This is a genomic window from Advenella mimigardefordensis DPN7, from assembly GCF_000521505.1.
Lineage (GTDB): Bacteria > Pseudomonadota > Gammaproteobacteria > Burkholderiales > Burkholderiaceae_B > Advenella > Advenella mimigardefordensis.
In genome coordinates this window covers 2,339,716-2,355,512 of the sequence record NZ_CP003915.1, presented here as the reverse complement: position 1 = coordinate 2,355,512, position 15,797 = coordinate 2,339,716, and the positions used below count along the sequence as shown (strand labels likewise).

16 protein-coding genes are annotated in these 15,797 nt (G+C 53.3%); 13 read left to right on the top strand and 3 right to left on the bottom strand.

Going from position 1 to position 15,797, the window contains the following annotated elements; all coding sequences use genetic code 11:
* Nucleotides 1-3: 3 nt before the first annotated feature.
* From MIM_RS10855 to MIM_RS10830, 6 genes are read left to right on the top strand one after another with little or no spacing between them, the layout of a single operon-like run.
* Nucleotides 4-750, top strand: a complete 747-nt coding sequence (locus MIM_RS10855; RefSeq protein WP_025372784.1) for an SDR family NAD(P)-dependent oxidoreductase — start codon at nt 4-6, stop codon at nt 748-750.
* Between the two features lie 52 nt (nt 751-802).
* Nucleotides 803-1,978, top strand: a complete 1,176-nt coding sequence (locus MIM_RS10850) for an acyl-CoA dehydrogenase family protein (RefSeq protein ID WP_025372783.1) — start codon at nt 803-805, stop codon at nt 1,976-1,978.
* The gene (locus tag MIM_RS10845) at nt 1,975-2,850 is read left to right on the top strand and encodes a 3-hydroxyacyl-CoA dehydrogenase family protein (protein ID WP_025372782.1); all 876 of its coding nucleotides are present in this window, start codon (nt 1,975-1,977) and stop codon (nt 2,848-2,850) included. Before MIM_RS10850 ends, MIM_RS10845 begins: the two co-directional genes overlap by 4 nt.
* Nucleotides 2,851-2,854: 4 nt before the next feature.
* Nucleotides 2,855-3,556, top strand: coding sequence for a 3-hydroxyacyl-CoA dehydrogenase family protein (locus MIM_RS10840; RefSeq protein WP_025372781.1), 702 nt, complete (start codon nt 2,855-2,857; stop codon nt 3,554-3,556).
* Entirely contained in the window at nt 3,540-4,676 is a 1,137-nt protein-coding gene (locus tag MIM_RS10835) for a CaiB/BaiF CoA transferase family protein (protein WP_025372780.1), read from the top strand. The genes MIM_RS10840 and MIM_RS10835 overlap by 17 nt, the downstream gene beginning before the upstream one ends.
* Nucleotides 4,673-5,662 (top strand): NADPH:quinone oxidoreductase family protein, encoded by a 990-nt coding sequence (locus MIM_RS10830; protein WP_025372779.1) that lies wholly within the window; start codon nt 4,673-4,675, stop codon nt 5,660-5,662. Before MIM_RS10835 ends, MIM_RS10830 begins: the two co-directional genes overlap by 4 nt.
* A gap of 104 nt (nt 5,663-5,766) precedes the next feature.
* On the opposite strand, the gene MIM_RS10825 is transcribed toward MIM_RS10830, so the two are convergent.
* Both MIM_RS10825 and MIM_RS10820 read right to left on the bottom strand, forming a co-directional pair.
* The gene (locus tag MIM_RS10825; RefSeq protein WP_025372778.1) at nt 5,767-6,984 is read right to left on the bottom strand and encodes an ABC transporter substrate-binding protein; all 1,218 of its coding nucleotides are present in this window, start codon (nt 6,982-6,984) and stop codon (nt 5,767-5,769) included.
* Nucleotides 6,985-7,031: 47 nt separating this feature from the next.
* On the bottom strand, nt 7,032-7,841 hold the full coding sequence (locus MIM_RS10820; RefSeq protein WP_025372777.1) for an enoyl-CoA hydratase/isomerase family protein: 810 nt from the start codon (nt 7,839-7,841) through the stop codon (nt 7,032-7,034).
* Nucleotides 7,842-8,220: 379 nt separating this feature from the next.
* On the opposite strand from MIM_RS10820, the gene MIM_RS10815 reads away from it, so the two are divergent.
* The 5 genes from MIM_RS10815 (at nt 8,221) to MIM_RS10795 (ending at nt 12,206) form a co-directional block, all read left to right on the top strand.
* Nucleotides 8,221-8,661, top strand: coding sequence for a MaoC/PaaZ C-terminal domain-containing protein (locus tag MIM_RS10815; RefSeq protein ID WP_042070222.1), 441 nt, complete (start codon nt 8,221-8,223; stop codon nt 8,659-8,661).
* A 64-nt stretch (nt 8,662-8,725) separates the two neighbouring features.
* Nucleotides 8,726-9,136 carry a Zn-ribbon domain-containing OB-fold protein gene (locus MIM_RS10810; protein ID WP_025372775.1) on the top strand — a complete coding sequence of 137 codons (411 nt, stop codon included), beginning with the start codon at nt 8,726-8,728 and terminating at the stop codon, nt 9,134-9,136.
* 10 nt (nt 9,137-9,146) lie between these two features.
* Entirely contained in the window at nt 9,147-10,325 is a 1,179-nt protein-coding gene (locus MIM_RS10805) for a thiolase C-terminal domain-containing protein (protein ID WP_042070221.1), read from the top strand.
* Nucleotides 10,326-10,452: 127 nt separating this feature from the next.
* Nucleotides 10,453-11,484 carry a Bug family tripartite tricarboxylate transporter substrate binding protein gene (locus MIM_RS10800; protein ID WP_084458973.1) on the top strand — a complete coding sequence of 344 codons (1,032 nt, stop codon included), beginning with the start codon at nt 10,453-10,455 and terminating at the stop codon, nt 11,482-11,484.
* The gene (locus tag MIM_RS10795) at nt 11,481-12,206 is read left to right on the top strand and encodes an alpha/beta fold hydrolase (RefSeq protein WP_025372772.1); all 726 of its coding nucleotides are present in this window, start codon (nt 11,481-11,483) and stop codon (nt 12,204-12,206) included. Before MIM_RS10800 ends, MIM_RS10795 begins: the two co-directional genes overlap by 4 nt.
* Before the next feature lie 85 nt (nt 12,207-12,291).
* Here the strand turns inward: MIM_RS10795 and MIM_RS10790 are convergent, their stop codons facing one another.
* Nucleotides 12,292-13,314, bottom strand: a complete 1,023-nt coding sequence (locus MIM_RS10790) for a Bug family tripartite tricarboxylate transporter substrate binding protein (RefSeq protein WP_025372771.1) — start codon at nt 13,312-13,314, stop codon at nt 12,292-12,294.
* 307 nt (nt 13,315-13,621) lie between these two features.
* On the opposite strand from MIM_RS10790, the gene MIM_RS22895 reads away from it, so the two are divergent.
* On the top strand, nt 13,622-13,951 hold the full coding sequence (locus tag MIM_RS22895) for a carboxymuconolactone decarboxylase family protein (protein WP_025372770.1): 330 nt from the start codon (nt 13,622-13,624) through the stop codon (nt 13,949-13,951).
* A gap of 14 nt (nt 13,952-13,965) precedes the next feature.
* Nucleotides 13,966-15,795, top strand: a complete 1,830-nt coding sequence (locus tag MIM_RS22520) for an NAD(P)-dependent oxidoreductase (protein WP_025372769.1) — start codon at nt 13,966-13,968, stop codon at nt 15,793-15,795.
* Nucleotides 15,796-15,797 lie beyond the last annotated feature (2 nt).

The following is a 15,797-nucleotide window of genomic DNA, read 5'->3' as shown; positions in this document are numbered from 1 at the left end:
GCTATGAAAAAAGAACTGATTTTTGTCACGGGCGCCAGCCGCGGCATTGGTGCAATGATTGCGCTTGCACTGGCTGAGCGTGGTTTTGAGGTGGGTTGCCTGTCGCGGTCTGGTGATTTGCCGAAGGTGGGCGAGGTTGCCAAGGAAATCTCGGCGCGCTGGCATGCAGCGGCATGTGATGTGATGGATGATAGTGGGCTGGCTGCAGCCATGTCGGAATTGTGCGAGCGGTTACAAGTTCCTGTGGCCGGGCTGGTCAACAATGCCGGCTTGCATACGGAACAGCCGACCATTGATTTACCCATGGATGAGTTCCGCAGGCTTATGGATGTGAATGCGGTCTCGGTCCTGCGCACCAGTCAGCTGGTTCACCCATTGCTGGTCGCAAACGGTGGTGGTGTGATCGTTAATATAGGTTCGTTCTACGACAAACTGGGCGTCAAGCGCAATGTCTCTTATTGCGCGTCCAAGGCGGCTGTTGGTGCGATTACGCGCTGTCTGGCGGTCGAATGGGCGCGCGATGGTATCCGCGTGATTGATGTGGCCCCAGGCTATATAACGACCGACCTGAATCGCGAGGCGATGGAAAGTGGGCCATTGCGTGCCTATCTGGAAAAGCGCATTCCGCGCAAGAGCCCGGGCCAGGCCAGCGATGTGGCAACACTGGTCGCGTCCTTATTTCAGGAACAGTTGCAGTTCCTGAGCGGAGAAACCATCTACCTGGATGGCGCGCAGAGCGTGTCGGTATGAAGAAAACAGATATCAAATGGCGGCAGGAAACAGACCAGCCTAAGGAGCAAGTATGAATATTCTGGAAAGCATAGATGCAGGCTTGCCCTGGTCTGATGAAGAACAAATGTTGCTGGACTCGGTCCAGTCAGTATGCGATACGCTCATTCAGCCGCATGCGGCGGCTTATGACAAGAACAGCGAGTTTCCCTGGGACAATATTCGCGCTATTAACGAGCTGGGGCTCAATGCCATGTTCATCCCCGAGCAATACGGTGGCATGTTGCTGTCGTATCGCTGCTATCTGGCTTGTGTGCGGCAGATTTCCAAGGCATGCGCGGCAACCGGCATTATCTGGGCGACGAATTTCCATGCTATCAAGCCGGTCATTCAATTTGGCTCGGATGCACTCAAGTCCAGGGTTTTGCCACGTGTGGCCGAAGGTGCGCTGGCCGCGCTTGTGATTACCGAGCCGTCGGCCGGGTCCGATGCGACTGGAATGAAAACCCAGTTTCGGGAAGAGGGCGATCAGATCGTTGTTGATGGTCAGAAAATATTCATCAGCAATGGTGATGTCGCTGATTTTTATGTGGTTTTCGGCAAATGGGCCGGTGTTGACAGCGCCAGAGATGCGATCAGCGCCGTGGTGATTGAGAAGGGAACACCCGGGCTGACAGTGACGGGTACCGAACACAAAATGGGTACGCGTGCCTCCGGCACCGCATCGCTTTCATTTGAGGGCGTAAGAATCCCGAAAGAAAATCTGCTGGCACCTGCCGGCCAAGGATTGTCGGTACTGCTCACATCCCTGAATAAATCCCGCCCCAGTGTTGCCGCGCATGCGTTGGGTATCGCACGAGCTGCCTTCGAGGACGCCATTGCCTATATCAACGATCGGCGCCAGTCCAATCGCCGTATTCTGGAATTTCAGGGCGTGCAATTTATGGTGGCGGATCTGGCGGCCGAACTGGTCCTGTGTGAGCGCTGGTTGTGGCATGTGGCCGAGCTGGTCGATTCGGGCAAAGACGATATGGGCATTGAAGCATCGGTACTTAAGCTGAAAGCAACCGATCTGGCCATGCGTATTACTACAGATGCGGTGCAGTTGCACGGCGGATATGGATATTGTCAGGACTTTCGTGCAGAACGGCTGATGCGTGATGCCAAGATCACTCAGATCTGGGAAGGCACCAATCAGATCCATCGGCAATTGATCGGGCGCAGTTTTTTGAAAAAGGAAGTGAAATGAGCGAGATTAAGACAGTAGGTGTTGTCGGTAGCGGCACGATGGGTACCGGCATTGCAATCGTGATTGCACGGGCCGGATTCAAAACAATTGTGCTCGATACCCGAGAGGAGGCGCTGGAAAACGCCCGTCAGCAGGCGGCCGGATTTTTGCAAAAATCCGTTGCCAGGGGAAAACTCAAAGAGGGCCAGGACGTTGAGATCATGCAGCAGTGGACCGGTACGACCCGTGCCGAAGACCTGGCCGAGTGCGATCTGGTTATTGAGGCCATTTTTGAAGACCTGAAGGTCAAGCACGAACTGTTTTCCAAACTGGACAAGATCTGCCCGCCGCATACACTTTTTGCATCCAATACATCTACCATTTCGATTACTGAAATCGCCGGTGGCAGTGGCCGGCCGGATAAAGTCGCGGGCATGCACTTTTGCCTGCCGGCGCAATTGATGAAACTGGTGGAAATGTCGCCGGGCCTGACCACATCGGATGAAACATCCAACCGTTTGTGGGCATTTACCGAAGCGTTGGGGCAAAAGCCTGTCAAAACACGGGATACGCCGGGATTCATCCTTAATTATTTTCTGATCCCCTGGCATAACGACGTCATCAATATGGTGGATCAGGGTGTGGCCGAGCCGGCAGATATTGATCGGGCCGTCAAGACCGCGCTGGGTTATCCCTTAGGTCCATTGGAATTACTGGATATGGTGGGCATGGACACGCAGAAGCTCTTGTCTGAAGCCATGTACGGGCTGACCAATGAACCACGTGCCGCGTGCCCAACACTGGTCAAGCGCATGATCGGCGCGGGCAAGCTCGGGCGCAAGACCGGAGAGGGCTTTCATAGTTATCAGAATAACAAAATATTCGGAGCGTAATACGATGAGTTATCAAATCATTGAGCGTGGCGAAAGCCAGTCATTTCCACAGAGCCACCCGTTCCTGGAAGCTGCGCAAGCGCAGAGTCAGGATAGGGTGTTGATCGGTAGCGATGCCGGTCGGGCCTGGGTGGAGCACTCGGAGCAGTTTAAAAACGCTACTTTTATTGCAATTGAGCTAGGCATCGAATGCCTTGGGGAGCATATCGGCGAAGACGATGGTCCCGCTAATGTCGTGGGATTTGCACGTTTTCGACTGGGCGATGCGGAGCCGACCAATCTCGTAGAGCTGGTCAAAAAACCGTATACCGACGAGGCTGCGCTTGCGGCCGCACGTCAGGCATTCGAGGCCGCAGGCCTGACTGTTGCGGTTTGCAATGATTTCCCGGGCAGAATTCTGAACCGGCTGGTGCGTCCGTACTACAACGCTGCGTTACGTCGTTTGGATGAAGGTCTGGCCAGTGCTGCTGACATGGACAAAACCTTGTGTCTGGGACTGGGTTACCCCGAAGGTCCTATTTCACTGCTGAATCGTACAGGTCTTCACCATCACTATGAAGTTAGCAAACAACTTTTCGACGCACTGGGACAGGAACCCTATGCGCCGGCTCGCAGAGCACGGGTAGCCTGGGTCAGACACCAGCGTGGTGTCAGTGATCAGACTGCGGACGCAAGTAATGGGAGTACCCATGGCGCAACCACTTGAGGGTATCCGGGTACTGGATTTGAGTACGTTGTTGCCCGGTCCCATGTGTACGCTCCTGCTGGCCGAGGCGGGGGCCGATGTGATCAAACTGGAACGGGCTGCAGGCGATGAAATGCGCAGTTACTCACCGAAGTTCGGTGCTGATAGCGTGAATTTTGTCTTGCTCAATCGTGGCAAGCGATCCATTTGTATGGATTTGAAAGATAAAGAGGACCGTGCGCAGATTCTGGAACTGGTCAAAGACGTGGATATACTGGTCGAACAGTTTCGACCCGGCGTCATGCAGCGTCTGGGGCTGGACTATGCATCCCTGGCTCGGGTAAATCCGCGGCTGATCTATTGCTCTATCACCACGTATGGCCAAAGCGGACCCAAGGCACTCAGGGCATCGCATGACCTGAATTTTCAGGCGGAGACCGGCATGCTGGCCCTGAGTACAGATGCACAGGGCTCGCCCGTGGTGCCGCCAACGCTGACCGGCGATCTGGCTGGCGGTACCTATCCGGCACTGTTCAATATTCTGCTGGCGTTGCGTCAACGCGATATCGACGGCGAGGGACAACATCTGGATATAGCCATGACCGATAACCTCTTTACACTCATGTACTGGGGTCTGGGCAATGGCTGGGCCGAAGGCCAATGGCCACGGCCGGGCAACGAGCTGGTCACCGGCGGTTCCTTGCGTTATGCCATCTATCGTACGGCGGACAATCGCTTTTTGTCGGTCGCTCCTTTGGAAGAAAAATTCTGGCGCCGATTTGTTGAGCTGATCGATTTGCCGGCACTGGCTGAAGAAAAGGACGAAACATACGCGCGAAACGAAGTAACCCGAATGCTGCTGACTCAGCCCGCTTCGTACTGGATGGCGCGTTTTGAGAACGAGGACGTTTGTGTTTCGGAAATAGTCAATCTTGAGCAAGCAGTACAGGATCCCCATTTTCAGCAGCGTGGTCTGTTCGAACAACAGGTGCGCAGCAAAGAAGGGCGAACATTGACGGCGCTACCGGTGCCTGTGTGTCCGCAATTTCGTTCCGAACATGCGCTGGTGCCTTCTCCTGGCCTGGGAGAACACACAAGTGATATTCTGAACGAAATATTAAGTAGAGGTAAACAACAATGAAAGCCGTCGTTATTCATGAGTTTTGTGAACCGGAAAAGTTGACGATAGAAAACGTGGCAGATCCCATCCCTGGTAACGACGAGGTACTGGTTGCTGTGCAGAGCGCCGGGGTCAATTACCCGGATACGCTGGTTATTAGCGGAAAGTATCAAAATTTGCCTGAGCTTCCTTTTGTTCCGGGCAAGGATGCCGCCGGAACCGTCGTGGCAACGGGCGCCGATGTCACAGACCTGCGCGTAGGAGACCGGGTAATGACCCAGGTAGAATTCGGCGCGTTTGCGCAGCGCGTGGTAACCACTGCAGATAACTGCCATGTCTTGCCGCAGAGCATTTCTTTTGCTGAAGCTGCCGCTATGGGGCTGGTATATCAGACGGCTTATTTTGCACTGGTCGTGCGAGGCCAGTTCAATGCTGGTGATGTGGTACTGGTTAATGGTGCCGCTGGCGGGGTTGGCAGCGCAGCCATTCAGCTGGTGAAGGCGCTGGGTGGTATTGCACTGGCCGGCGTCATGAATGACGATCAGGCACAGACGGCTCGTGAGTCTGGTGCTGACCATATTATCGATCTGGCTGCACCGAATCTGCGTGAATCGCTCAGAGAACAGGTTTATCGATGTACCAACAATCAGGGCGCAGATATTGTTCTGGACCCGCTGGGCGACGACATCTTTGATGCAGCCATCCGCGCCGTTGCCTGGAGCGGGCGCCTGGTCGTAATCGGCTTTGCCGCCGGACGGATTCCGACGGTCAAGGTCAATTATCTGCTGGTTAAGAATATTTCGGTGCTGGGGCTGCAGTGGAGCGATTATCGAGACAGGCAGCCGGATTTGGTACGTGAGGTTCAACAAAAACTTTATGCCTTGCATGCCGAGGGTAAGCTGCGTCCGCCGATTACCGATGTTGTATCAGTCGACCAGATTGCATTGCCCCTGCGCATTCTTGCTGACGGGAAGGGTAAAGGGAAGTATATATTGCAGATGGAATAGCCAGCCGTTAAGCTGACATACAGCCGTCTGGTATCTTTCAGTCTTATCCAGACAATTTTTTTGTGCCGGCATATATCGCCGGCACTATTTTCTGTTGTCCTGCCTTACGACTTTTTCACCAGTGGACATGTGCTCTCTGCGAGCGGGCGCCAGGCCTCTGCTGCCGGGATTGTAGAGCGGATTTTCAATAGATCCCATTCACCCTTGGACTCGGCCGGCTTTTTGACTTCCGCAAGATACATGTCATAAACCATCCGCCCGTCGGCCCGAATCCTGCCATTATGGGTGTAAAAGTCGTTGATCGGTGTTTTCTTCATTTGCTCGGCGACGGCCAGCGCATCATCATTACCCGCAGCTTTGACGGCATTCAGATACTGGATCGTCGCTGAATACATACCCGCCTGTACCATCGATGGCATGGCCTTTTGCTTCTCATAGAAGCGCTTGGCAAAGGCACGGGTTTCATCGTTCCTGTCCCAATAAAAACCGGTTGTGAAAAGCAGCCCCTGCGCGGCTTCCAGACCCATTCCTTTAACGTCGTTCAAAAAGACCAGCAGAGTGGCCAATTGCTGTCCTGCCTGCGTGATCCCGAACTCATTGGCCTGTCGCACCGAGGTCTGAGTGTCCCGACCTGCATTGGCCAGACCCACAACTTTGGCGCCGGAACTTTGTGCGCGTAACAGATAGGAAGAAAAGTCGGTTGTGTTCAATGGTGCCCGCACCGATCCCAGCACTTTTCCGCCATTGGCCTGCACGACTTTGCTGGTATCACGCTCCAGCGAATGGCCAAATGCGTAGTCAGCGGTAATGAAATACCAGGAATCGCCACCCATTTTGGTTACTGCAGCGCCGGTGCCTTTTGCCAGCGCATACGTGTCGTAAACATAATGAATACCGTAGGGCGAGCAATTTTCATTGGTCAGGGAGGAAGAGGCGGAACCAGCGAATATAGTCAGTTTTTTCTTTTCCACTCCCAGCTTTTGCAGCGCGAGGGCCGAGGCTGAATCGGTCGATTCGATAATCATGTTCACGCCGTCCTGATCGTACCACTCGCGTGCGCGCGAAGAGGTTACATCAACCCGGCTTTGGTAATCGGCAGATAGCAGTTCGATCTTGCGGCCCAACACTTCACCGCCAAAATCGTCAATGGCCATTTGCACGGCTTTTATACCGCCCGGGCCGCCATGAGCGGAGTAAACGCCACCCATATCGACAATGGCGCCAATACGCAGTGGCTGCGTATCCTGTGCTTGCGAGGCCATCGTCCATGAGGTGGCAACGGCTGAAAGTGCAGCCAGCGCCAATATTTTTTTACGGTTCATATGTTGTCTCCAGATATTGTTATTCAATTGAGCCAGCCGCGATCTGCCTAGAAAGGGCAGTCTGGGTTAAATGCAGGACTACGTTTTTCAAGGAAAGCGTCAATTCCTTCCTTGCCTTCCGGACCGGCAAAACCAGTGAATTCAAATGCCAGCGAGGCGTCGAAGATAGGCTGTGCCTGTTTGATCCAGTGATTGAGCATCATCTTGGTCCAGCGCTGGGCAGCGGGTGCGCCTTGCGCCAAACGATTGGCAACTTCAAGCGCCCGTGTCTGCACTTGCTCATCGGGCACAGCCAGGGAAACCAGATTCATGCGCTCGGCCTCTTCACCGGTGAAGTTGTCTGCCGTCAGAAGATAATATTTGGCCTTAGCCATACCGCAAAGAATCGGCCAGATAATGGCCGCATGGTCACCCGCCGCCACACCGATCTTCAGATGCCCGTCGGAAAATTTTGCATCGTTGGCCACGATAGAGACATCGGCCAGCAACACGGTTGCCAGACCGGCGCCAACTGCCCAGCCACGGGCTGCTGTTACGATAGGCTTGCGACAATCCAGCATATTCGTTACCAGATCGCGCGATTCTTTCATTGCGCGCATTCTGAGTGTGTAGTCATCACAAACCTGGCGCTCGTGTTTCAGATCGCCGCCGGCTGAGAAGGTTTTCTCATGTCCGGTAAAAATCACGACATTCACCGAATCATCGGCATCGACATCGCGCCATATCTCCGACACTTCGCGATGCATGGTCGCGTCCATGGCGCCCATTTTCAGTGGCGAGTTCATGGTAATCCGCAGCACTTTGGGACTGGGCCGGTCAAAAATCAATCGTTCGTATCTTAAATAGCGGTCGGTCATGGTTTTTCCTTATGGGTGCAGGCACAAACGTTTCGTTGTACCGGTTGAGCATGCGTCTGCATGAACTTACGTTTTCTATACGCAAATCTCGTGCCAACCCTGCGGAACCCGGTGTTGCCTCAGTCCCCGACGGTGTGGCACTCGAATACATGAAGACGCGCTGTCCTGTGAATACACAAAACGTGTTCTATGAGGACATAAAGTGTCCACGCGGTTTGTGTACGCAAATATGCGGAGCGCTTGCGGGGCAGGAGAGTCTCGTCAAAACACACGCTGGCATGAATATTGCATATGTCCGTGGATACGCCTCATAACCAGGCGCAATGATTGAATCACAGATGCAATGGAGAAACACATTATGACGGACAGGACAACAGGAATGTACTGGGAAGATTTCAGTGTGGGAATGATAATCACGACCCCGGCCCGAACCATCACGTCTACCGATATCGTGAACTTTGCCTGCTTGTCGGGAGATTTCAACGAAGTTCATACCAACTGGGAGTACTGCAAGAACACGCCTTTCGGTGAGCCGATTGCGCACGGACCACTGGTCTATGCGGTGATGGGCGGATTGCAATACGCCAGTGGCGTCAATCGCAATACCTTGCTCGCCTTACTGCAGGTAGACAAATGGCGCATGCTCGAACCGGTGAAACATGGGGATACGCTGCATGCTGAAGCAACGGTGCTTGAAACCAAACCCTCGAAAAAAACTGATAGAGGCGTGGTCAAACTGCATCGCAAATTTGTTCGGCAGGATGGTGTAGTGGTTCAGGAAATGGAGGTTTCCATCCTGTACCGTCGCAAGCCCCAATGAATTCAGGCAGACCCGAGCGAGGTCTGAAACTCAATACAAAGCGTTGCATTTTCAGGAGTAAACCATGACGCTCTCTCTTCCCAAACCCGTTTCGAATGCGGATTCCCAGGTGTACTGGCAAGGCGCGCGGGATCGTAAATTATTGATCCGACGCTGTAATAGCTGCGGCCAGATGCATTTCATGCCACGTTTTATCTGCCCCGACTGCTGGTCTGAAGACCTGGAATGGGTAGAAAGCAGAGGTGCGGGCTCTGTGTACAGTTTCAGCGTCATACATCGCGCACCCACGCCGGTCTTCGCCGGCCAGACACCTTATGTGACGGCGATGATAGAGCTGGATGAAGGCCCGCGCATTGTGGCCAATATCCTTGGTCAGGACGCACTGTCTGTGAAAATAGGCGATCGTGTGCTGGTCACCTTTGAAGATCGGGGTGATGGCGATCTGATTCCCCAGTTTGAACGCGTAGCAAATTGACAGGTAGCACATGAAAAAACAACATTCCCTGAAAAACAAAGTGGCCATTGTCGGCGTCGGTGAATCTGATATTGGTCGGGTTCCAAATATGACCGGGCTAGGCCTGAATGCGCAGGCAGCCAAGCGGGCGCTGGATGACGCCGGGCTGGCGGTGTCTGATATTGACGGCGTTCTTACTGCCTATTCGTTTACCGAACCTTACTTCATGCTGGGATCGGTCATTTGTGAGTACCTCGGCCTTAAGCCCCGGTATAACGCGTCCATGGTTGTCGGCGGGGCCAGTCCCGCAGCGATGTTAAAGCATGCGGCCGAGGCGATTGTCGCCGGCCAGGCGGAGACGATTCTTGTTTGCGCAGGAGAGAACAGGGCGACTGGAGTCACCCGTGATGCCGCTGTGGCCGCGCTGGCGGTGGTGGGCCACCCGTATTTCGAACAACCTTACGGTACGTCGATTCCGGGCTTTTACGCCATGATTGCCAATCGGCATATGCATGTATATGGAACCACACGTGAACAACTGGCTCAGGTGGCGGTGCATACCCGGGAACATGCGTTGTTGCATCCGAATGCCCACATGAAAACCCCATTGACGCAGGAACAGGTACTGAATGCAAAGCCGATAGCCGATCCACTGGGCATGTATGATTGCTGCCTTATTTCGGATGCCGGCGGTGCTTTCATCGTTACTTCAGCGGAACGCGCGCGCGACCTGAAATCCAGTCCTGTCTATCTGCAGGGTATCGGTGAATATCACACTCATGAACATTTATTATGCGCACCAAGCCTGTCGGAGTTTGGTGTCACTGAATCGGGCCGGATTGCATATGAGATGGCTGGCCTGGGTCCGAAGGATGTAGACGTTGCGGAACTCTACGATTGCTTCACGATTGTGCCCATCATCGAACTGGAAGAACTTGGGTTCTGTGAAAGGGGCGAGGGCGGGGCGTTCTTTGCCGAAGGACATGCCAGGATTGGCGGACGGTTGCCTGTCAACACCCATGGCGGCATGTTATCGCATGCTCATGCAGGGGCGGCAGGCGGGTTGTTCGGCATTGTAGAGGCCGTCAGGCAATTGCGTGGCGGATTGGGAGAGCGGCAGGTAAACGGCGCGGAAGTGGCCATTGTGCACAATGAGGGCGGCGTGCTGTCTTCGCACTGCACCGCAATTCTGGCGTCTGACAAAGGCTAAACGTCTTGCTGAAACGGCTGTGGTACAGGAGGCACAGCTGTTCACAAAATGCCATTTTGCGACGGCCAAAATAAAGACATAAAACAATCAAGATTACGGCATTAATAAAATACTATTCGGAGACATAATGGAGACAAAATTCATAACGTGTATGCGTGCGGCGGACAAGTGCGCCAGCCCGGATTTAACACGTACCGTATTGTTTGGCGTGTCTGGCGCGATGGCCCTGCTATGGGCGGGCATCTGTCCGGCTGACGCGGCTGAGCCATTTCCAGCCAAACCCATCCATATTATCGTGCCATCAGGCGCTGGTGGTGCGCTCGATATCATTACCCGCATTGTTGCTGAAAAAATGGGTGAAAAACTGAAGCAGACAGTGATCGTTGAGAACCGCAATGGCGCTGAGACGCAAATTGGAACGCGTTATGTCAAGAATGCACGACCGGATGGATACACCATTCTGGCTCAGGCTGAGGGATTTACCGCCACGCCACTGCTGCGGCCCGGTGCCGGTTACAACGCCATCACAGATTTCACTGGTATCGGAATGATGCTGCGTGCTCCGCAATTGATGTATGTTGGTTCCGGAGAACCTGCAAAATCGGTGACGCAGTTTATAGAGCGCGCCAAAGCCAGCCCTGGTCAGCTGACCTATGCTCATGCTGGTCTGGGGACGCCGATGCATCTGAGTGGCGCGCAATTTATACAAAAGACCGGCATTGATGTTGTGGCTGTACCATACAACGGTTCAGCGTTGTCTTACCCCGATGTGGCAAGCGGACGCGTTAATACCATCTTTGCCGGTTATAGCGGCGGACTTTCATACCTCGCGTCGGGAAAAATGCGTCCCCTGGGTGTAACTGGTGAACGCAGAATGCCCGCGCTACCTAACGTGCCGACACTTAAAGAGCAGGGAGTCGACTTCACCTATTACTATTGGCTCGGTTTGGTTGCCCCGGCAGGTACCCCAAAGGAAGTAATAAGCAAACTCTACGAAGGATTGAAATACGCCGTATCCAGCGATGAAATGCATGAACGCTATCAGGTTGAAGGTGCCGAGAATCTCGATCTTTCTCCTGAACAGTTCAATACATATCTGACGGAAGAAGCCGAAGCAAACTCAAAATTAATACAAACCGTAAGGGAGGACAGAAAATGAGTAGTGCTACAAGGAATAAGACCTATGTGCTGGTACACGGCGCCTACCATGGTGCATGGTGCTGGAAAGAGGTCACACAAACGCTAAGAGGGAAAGGTCATACTGTTTATACGCCAACCCTTACCGGGCTTGGAGAACGCTCCCATTTACTCACTGCACAAACGACGCTTGATACATTCATTGAAGATATTGCACAAGTGATAAAATTCGAAGACCTCAGCGAGGTCATTCTGGTCGGGCACAGCTTTGCCGGCTCTGTTTTGTCAGCCATAGCGGATAGAATGCCGGATCGACTGAGACATCTGGTCTATCTTGATGCCTTGATATTGAATTCCGGGGAATCGTCTGCAGATCGTTCTCCGGAACGCGTGGAGGCCTATCGCCAAAAGGCCATTGCCTCGGGGGATGGTCTGAGTATCCCTCCAGCCGAACCCATTCATTATGGGATCACGGATTCGGAGCAGGCTAAATGGTATGAAACAAAACTGACGCCTCACCCCTTGCAAACTTACTACGACAAGTTGCATTTGAAAAATACATTGGGAAATGGTGTCCCGACTACCTATATCGCATGCTCCAATCCGTATTTTGCTACCACAGAGGCGTCTCGCACCATTGCGCAAAGCATGCCAGGCTGGGAATATCTTGAAATTCCTACCGGACATAATGCGATGAGTCTGATGCCGGAACAATTGACGCAAATGTTGCTGGCGATTACTTAAAGATTAATGCGATAAAAAAAGTTCAGGCAGCGGCCGTTTTTCTGCGGCCGCTGTTTTTATCCAATCTCTCGTGCCATCATCCTCGTCAGGCCTTGCGCATACCCATCTCTTCAAGTAGCTTGCCCCAGCGCTGGTAATCCTTCGAGACGATTGTTTCAAATGTGTCCGGTTTCTTGACGGGTGCGACATCCATTTGGCCCTGACGGAACTGAGCCCTGACCTCATCCCTGGCCGCCACTCTCAACAATGCAGCGTTCAATCTCTCGATAATGGGTTCGGGGGTTTTTCCTGGTGCAAATATACCCTGCCAATTGGCGACATCAAACCCAGGAATATCCTCGCCAAGCGTTGGCACGTCCGGATACCCTGTCAATCGTTGATCTGTCGTCACCGCCGCCAGAATCAGTTTCTTGTCCTGAAGGAACGGAGAAACCGGAGCGAGATCGGCGAAACATCCATCTATCTGCCCGGCAACGGCATCGATGATCGATGGACCGGCACCTCGATAGGGAACGTGCAAAAAGTTGGCGCCAGTGGCTTTAATAACCGATTCAATAATGAGATGCATCAGAGAACCGTTACCCGACGAACCCAGTGTAATTTGCCGCGACCGGGATAGTTCGATGAGCGCCTTCAGGTTATTGACGCCCAGTTTAGGATTGAGCGCCAGGGCCACTGCTGACGATCCGACGGTATTGATGGCGATCAGGTCATGTAAAGGGTCAAAAGGTGGCGGCGACATTGTTTGCGGCGCAACTACAGCAGCCGTAGCCGTGGCGTAGAGCAGGGTAGTACCATCGGCTGTAGCTTTAGCAACATCAGCTGCATTGATCGTACCGGCGGCACCGCCTTTGTTCATGACGATCACAGTTGTGCCCAGTTCCTCGGCCAGCGCTTTGGACACAATGCGAGCACCAAAATCCAGGGAACCACCCGGCGGAGCGCTGACCATTAACCGAATTACCTTGCCCGAGTCTGGCTTGGCGAAAGCGGGTCCTATAAGCAACTGAGCGCCGGCGAGAATAAGCAGGTTACGGCGGGAAATGCCAGGACGTCGAGTGGTATTACGATCGAGATTTTCGACCATCCATTTATTTTTTGATTCCATATTGTCTCCAGAGTATGACTGTTCTTGTTGAATTTGAGGGTCCGAATGAAACTTGCGGAACGTCGATTCTTTTAAAAGCAAAATGTGTGCCGCAAGCAATCAGCCTCCTAATGTTCGGGCAGACGATGGGAACATAGTGTTTCTGTACGAGACGCGTACATCGTATGTACTTGATCGCAACAACAGTGTGTTTTTATGTTGCGAAAATAGGAACTTTGTCTTCAGGAACAAGTGCTCTGATGTCTGGCACACTCTTTGCTTAAGAAGCGAAAACAGTATTCACAGCAAATTCCAAAGGAGAAATGAAATGGCGACAACACCGACTTCTACATCGGATTCCGCAAGAGTATATAAATGTGTGCCCGAACTGGCACGCCTACGTGAAAATGTTCTGCTCGGGGATGTGTGGAAGCAACCTGAACTCGCCTATCGTGATCGCATTCTGGTCACCCTGGGTGTTCTCGCGGCAGGCGGCAAAATAGATGAATTGCGTGTGTGGATGCGCCGCGGCGTGGAGAATGGCATTACCCTTGATGAACTGCGCGGGCTTGTTGTGCAGGTCACATTTTATGCCGGGTGGCCTGCAGGTTTGTGCGCGGGTAAAGCGGCGCTTGACTTGTTCGAAAACGAAGAATAATAAGGGATTGCGTGATGAATATCGGATATATCGGGCTGGGTGCCATGGGCGGTGCGTTGGCCAGGCATTTGCTCAACACACATCAATTGACAGTTTGGGACATCAATCCTGAAGCAAGCGCAGCTTTCGGAAAACTCGGTGCGACCGTCGCCACTTCTGCTGCAGATCTGGCAAACCGCTGCGAGATCATACTACTTTGCATGCCTCGTAGCTCGGATGTGGACCAGGTAGTATTCGGATCCGATGGTCTGGGCCTTGGGCTGCGGGAAGGTCACCTTATCATTGACCAGACCAGCGGGCTGCCGGAGGAAACACAACGGATCAGTACACAGTTGGCCGGCAAGGGAATTGCCATGGTCGATGCGCCCGTGTCTGGTGGCGTCGCCGGTGCTGAAGCCGGCACAATTACGATCATGGTATCCGGTGCCGATGCGGATGTGCAGAAAGCCAGGCCGGTACTGGATGCCATCAGTACAAATGTGATCTGTTGTGGCAGCAAGGTGGGCGACGCTCAGGCAATGAAGCTAATCAATAATATGCTGAGCGCCGGCTTGCGGGTTGCCACACTTGAAATTGTCGCAATGGGCAAAAAGATGGGCTTGTCCCTTGAGTCCATGACAGATGTCATTAATAAGGGTTCGGGGCGCAATCGCACTTCGAAAGTCATGCTCAATGCCCTGGTTCAGGGAACGAAGGCCAAATCAAATTTCGCCATGTCACTCATGCTGAAGGATTTGAATCAGGCGATACAACTGGGTGTTTCATGCAAGGTGCCAACAACGATTACACGGATCGCACGCGGACTGCTGCAGATTGGCGTAAGTACATTAGGTGAAAAAGCACAGTTGGATCAGTTGCTTGGCGTTATCGAATCAATGGCCGACACAAAAATTGCAGATGCTGCACCTTCCGCTCAAAAGGAATCGGTTATTGCGGGTAGTCATGCAGCAGATGAGGGCTTGCGGGTCGGTTACGTCGGATTGGGCACCATGGGCGGCGCACTGGCGCGTCGCTTATTACTCGCCCAGCCCGTCACGGTGTATGACACACAGGCGCAGAACGTCAGCGCAATGGAACAAGACGGTGCCGTTGCCGCAGCCGATTTGCCTGCACTGGCCCGCTCCAGCAATGTTATTTTCATTTGTGTGCCAACATCGGCCATCGTTCGCGAAGTGATCTTCGGGGAAAACGGGCTTGCAGAAGGCTTGACGCCGGGCACCATCATTGTCGACCAGACAACGGGAGACCCGTCCCTAACCCGTAGTATTGCCCTGGATCTGGAAAAAATAGGGGTGACGTTGGTGGACGCACCTGTCTCCGGTGGTCCGCGTGGGGCCGTAGCCGGAACCATTGCCATTATGTGCGGTGGCCCCGCAGCTTCCTACGACACAGTGAAGCCTATTCTCGAACACATTAGCCCAAATCTCGTGTATTGCGGCCAGACGGGCAATGGGCACTCGGCCAAGCTGATTAATAATGCAGTGGCTGCCTGCAATCGCTTGTTAACCTATGAAGCTGCGTCACTAGCGGTCAGATACGGTTTGAAGCTGTCAGACGTCGCTGATATTGTTAATAGCAGCACCGGTTGGAATGGTCATTCGGAACGGGTTTTGCCTGCGCTATCTGAAGGCAGGAAGACGGCTGACTTTCAGTTGCAATTGATGGTCAAGGATCTGAATCTGGCAGGCAGGATGGCGATCGACTGCGGCGCACCGATGCTGATTGCGAGCGTTGTCACCAGCCTGTACGAAACGGGTGCCAATTCCTTTGGGGGAAGCGCCAATTTGGATGCCATGGCCGGCTTATTCGAAAAAGCGGGAGACTTCAGTTTCGCTGGCGCCTAAGC

Bases quoted from the DNA above. Each gene is read 5' to 3' on its own strand.
- MIM_RS10855 (WP_025372784.1), top strand. From the start codon at position 4: ATGAAAAAAGAACTGATTTTTGTCACGGGCGCCAGCCGCGGCATTGGT.
- MIM_RS10850 (WP_025372783.1), top strand. From the start codon at position 803: ATGAATATTCTGGAAAGCATAGATGCAGGCTTGCCCTGGTCTGATGAA.
- MIM_RS10845 (WP_025372782.1), top strand. From the start codon at position 1,975: ATGAGCGAGATTAAGACAGTAGGTGTTGTCGGTAGCGGCACGATGGGT.
- MIM_RS10840 (WP_025372781.1), top strand. From the start codon at position 2,855: ATGAGTTATCAAATCATTGAGCGTGGCGAAAGCCAGTCATTTCCACAG.
- MIM_RS10835 (WP_025372780.1), top strand. From the start codon at position 3,540: ATGGCGCAACCACTTGAGGGTATCCGGGTACTGGATTTGAGTACGTTG.
- MIM_RS10830 (WP_025372779.1), top strand. From the start codon at position 4,673: ATGAAAGCCGTCGTTATTCATGAGTTTTGTGAACCGGAAAAGTTGACG.
- MIM_RS10825 (WP_025372778.1), bottom strand. From the start codon at position 6,984: ATGAACCGTAAAAAAATATTGGCGCTGGCTGCACTTTCAGCCGTTGCC.
- MIM_RS10820 (WP_025372777.1), bottom strand. From the start codon at position 7,841: ATGACCGACCGCTATTTAAGATACGAACGATTGATTTTTGACCGGCCC.
- MIM_RS10815 (WP_042070222.1), top strand. From the start codon at position 8,221: ATGTACTGGGAAGATTTCAGTGTGGGAATGATAATCACGACCCCGGCC.
- MIM_RS10810 (WP_025372775.1), top strand. From the start codon at position 8,726: ATGACGCTCTCTCTTCCCAAACCCGTTTCGAATGCGGATTCCCAGGTG.
- MIM_RS10805 (WP_042070221.1), top strand. From the start codon at position 9,147: ATGAAAAAACAACATTCCCTGAAAAACAAAGTGGCCATTGTCGGCGTC.
- MIM_RS10800 (WP_084458973.1), top strand. From the start codon at position 10,453: ATGGAGACAAAATTCATAACGTGTATGCGTGCGGCGGACAAGTGCGCC.
- MIM_RS10795 (WP_025372772.1), top strand. From the start codon at position 11,481: ATGAGTAGTGCTACAAGGAATAAGACCTATGTGCTGGTACACGGCGCC.
- MIM_RS10790 (WP_025372771.1), bottom strand. From the start codon at position 13,314: ATGGAATCAAAAAATAAATGGATGGTCGAAAATCTCGATCGTAATACC.
- MIM_RS22895 (WP_025372770.1), top strand. From the start codon at position 13,622: ATGGCGACAACACCGACTTCTACATCGGATTCCGCAAGAGTATATAAA.
- MIM_RS22520 (WP_025372769.1), top strand. From the start codon at position 13,966: ATGAATATCGGATATATCGGGCTGGGTGCCATGGGCGGTGCGTTGGCC.